This window comes from Micromonospora sp. NPDC050695 (genome assembly GCF_040654415.1).
Classification (GTDB): Bacteria; Actinomycetota; Actinomycetes; order Mycobacteriales; family Micromonosporaceae; genus Micromonospora.
In genome coordinates, this window is the sequence record NZ_JBFAHZ010000122.1 from 1 (window position 1) to 2,694 (window position 2,694).

Below are 2,694 nucleotides of genomic sequence, written 5' to 3' on the forward strand. Positions count from 1 at the left end.
TGAGGGCTTCACCCGCTTCATCCGCCTCCACACAGGCCACTCACCCCACGAAATCCCTGTTCAGCGCCCCGCGCCGCGAGAACGCAACAGCCCTGTATCGCGGTCCAGGACGTCATCCTGCACAGCGAGGTCACTGCCGACGGCGACTGGTGGTCGGCCACTGTCTACTTCCACGAACCGTCGCTCTAAACGGAATCCGACGTACAGCTCGACTCGCCCGTCGCCCACCTAGCCAGAGTGGCCGTCAGGTGCTCGACCTCGGGCGGGCTTGCGCTGCTCGCCCGGCTGGGTGACTGACCGGGTGACGACGGGCACAGGCGGCAGTAGACAACCACGGACGGTGGCAAACCGCTCGCCCAGCTCAGCCAAGGAGCCGGCGTAGCTCACGAACCGATGGCTGCCCCCTTCGGGACGAAGGGGGCAAGCTCCGCCAGGAGCCGGTCGACGGAGCTTGACCCCCATAGGAGCATCGGGATGGCAGGAAGTTGTGGTCTCCGCGCGCTGCAAGCTCTACGGCAGCTCAGGAACCGGGATGGGCGGCGGCAGCTCCGGGTATTCGCCCAGGCCGTAGCGGAGACGATGATTCAGATCATTGATCGCCTGACGGAAGGCCTCTTCGCTGGCGTCAGGATCGAGAAGGCCCTCCCGAGCGAAACGGTGGCGGAGTCTCTCGGCCAAGTGCCCGGGCACGTCGCCGTTGCCCATCAACGAGCCTTCGAGTACGGCGAGGACGCCGATGAGCACGGCAAGGTCGCGGCTGAACACCGGGTTCGGTGCCACCTGGTCTGATACGTCGCCCACTGGCCGATACTGCGTCTTTCCCGGTGGCCAGGCAAGCACCCGGCGTCGAGACAGGTGATGTACAGCCAAGGCCAGCGGCTGGCGCCGACGTCACCCGACAACTACGGACGGGCTGACCAGGTGCTCAGCCACCCGACCAGCCGTCCGCGATCTTCTTCCAATCCCAAGGTCGTAAGTTCGAACTCTACCGGGCGCACCCTCATCACCGCAGGTCAGCGGCTTCCAACTCCCGGTCCGGTCGGTCTGCTCGACCTCTCGTCAATTGGTCCGGGCGCGGAGGCCCCGCGTCAGGGTCGGGATCATCACCGCCGCGGGGACGAGGTGCAGCCCGAAAAGGGCCGCGATGGTGGCAGTGTCTCCCCCGGAGAGCAGGGGGGCGCTCCAGCGGAGCAGGGCGGCGGCGATGAGGACGCCCACGACCGAGAGAAAGCCGGTCACCACGGCGAACCCGGCCAACGGGATCGTCTCGCCACCGTCGGGGATCTCGAAGTCGACGCCGACGGCCCGGGCGAGCGCGGCGGCGACGGTTGTGGTCGCCACCGCCACGAGTGTGGCGACGAGGCCGGTGACGGCGAGCCCGCGTAGTCGGTGGATGTAGCTGGTCTGTTCCGCTGCCGGGCCGGCGACGGCCCCGGTGTCATTCACGCTGTTCATGTCGTTCCTCCATCGTCGCCAACTGACGTGAGGGGGCGTTGCACGAGCGTCCACTTCGGGGACTACTCCGTGCCGTCCGCCGGCAGGCGCTCCGGCAACCCGAACCGCGGAAACTGGTCGTCGTGGAAGGTGACGATCTCGGCGACCGCCCCGCCGGTGATGCGCAGGACGTCGAGGGTCAGCGGCAGGTACGCGTTCTCCTGCTCCCGCCAGAGGTAGAAGGCGACGGCGGGCTGCCGGTTGGCGGAGGTGGGGACGGCGCGCAGACGCCCCAGGTCTGCGAAACCGTCCTCGATCCAGTCGTTCACCACCGTGTCGCGGCCGACGTACAGGCCCGGTGTGGGCGGCATCGAGCAGCGGACGTCGTCCCGCAGCATGGCGGCGAGCCCGTCGATGTCCTTGGCCACGCTCGCGTCGGTGAAGCGGCGCACCATCTCGCGCGTCCTGGCGTCCTCGTCGCCGCCGCTCCAGTCCTGTCGCTCGGCGGGCAGGTGCTCCCGCATGCCGGCGCGGGCCCGCTGCAACGCGCTGTTCACGGAGTTGACGGAGTCCCCGAGAAGCTCCGCGACGTCCTTCGCCGGCCAGCCGAGCACGTCCCGCAGGATCAGCACCGCCCGTGGGCGCGGCGCGAGGTGCTGGACCGCGACGAGGTACGCCAGCTCGATCGTCTCCCGCGCGACGGCGACGGTCTCCGGCTCGCTCGCGTCGCCCGCCGGCAGCTCGTCGAGCAGCCGGTCCGGGTAGGGCTGCAGCCACCGCACCTCGCCTCCGCTCGCCGGCTTCGGACGGCGCTTGGCGAGCAGGTCCAGGCAGGCGTTGGTGGCGATCCGGTACAGCCAGGCCCGGAACGTCGACCGGCCCTCGAAGGTCTCCCGCCGTCGCCAGGCACGCAGGAACGTCTCCTGCACGGTGTCCTCGGCGTCCTCGAACGATCCGAGCATCCGGTAGCAGTGCACGTGCAGCTCCCGCCGGTGCCGCGCCGCCAACCCCGAGAACGCCGGCTCGTCGACCTCACTCAGAGCGGTTCCGCCCAGTTCCTCCAGCCGCATGTCCGCACTCATCACGTCATCCTTCCGTCTCGTCGTGTCCCATCGTGGGTGTGACGGGCGCGGACGCGACAACTCATCACCAGGGTGGACACTGGCCTAAGTGGTCCGAGCCGGAAGTCCGTCGGGGGTTGATGGGTGACGGGTGCGGTCAGGGTCCGGGTGTGATGGTGCCGATGTGGATGTCGTAGAC

Annotated in this window: 3 protein-coding genes; all 3 read right to left on the reverse strand. The window is 69.0% G+C overall.

The window, feature by feature from the left end:
* Window positions 1–510 precede the first annotated feature (510 nt).
* A complete protein-coding gene (locus tag AB0H52_RS31715) occupies window positions 511–801 on the reverse strand; it encodes a hypothetical protein (protein WP_151493304.1) in 291 nt (96 codons plus the stop codon).
* A gap of 258 nt (window positions 802–1,059) precedes the next feature.
* Window positions 1,060–1,455: a DUF6069 family protein gene (locus AB0H52_RS31720; protein WP_357951960.1), complete on the reverse strand. Its 396-nt coding sequence runs from the start codon at window positions 1,453–1,455 to the stop codon at window positions 1,060–1,062.
* Window positions 1,456–1,517: 62 nt separating this feature from the next.
* Window positions 1,518–2,516 (reverse strand): RNA polymerase subunit sigma-70, encoded by a 999-nt coding sequence (locus AB0H52_RS31725; protein WP_357951962.1) that lies wholly within the window; start codon window positions 2,514–2,516, stop codon window positions 1,518–1,520.
* Between the last annotated feature and the right edge of the window lie 178 nt (window positions 2,517–2,694).

What these genes read in the sequence shown, in the direction of transcription:
- AB0H52_RS31720 (WP_357951960.1), bottom strand. Translation starts at nt 1,455, where the DNA reads ATGAACAGCGTGAATGACACCGGGGCCGTCGCCGGCCCGGCAGCGGAA.
- AB0H52_RS31725 (WP_357951962.1), bottom strand. Translation starts at nt 2,516, where the DNA reads ATGAGTGCGGACATGCGGCTGGAGGAACTGGGCGGAACCGCTCTGAGT.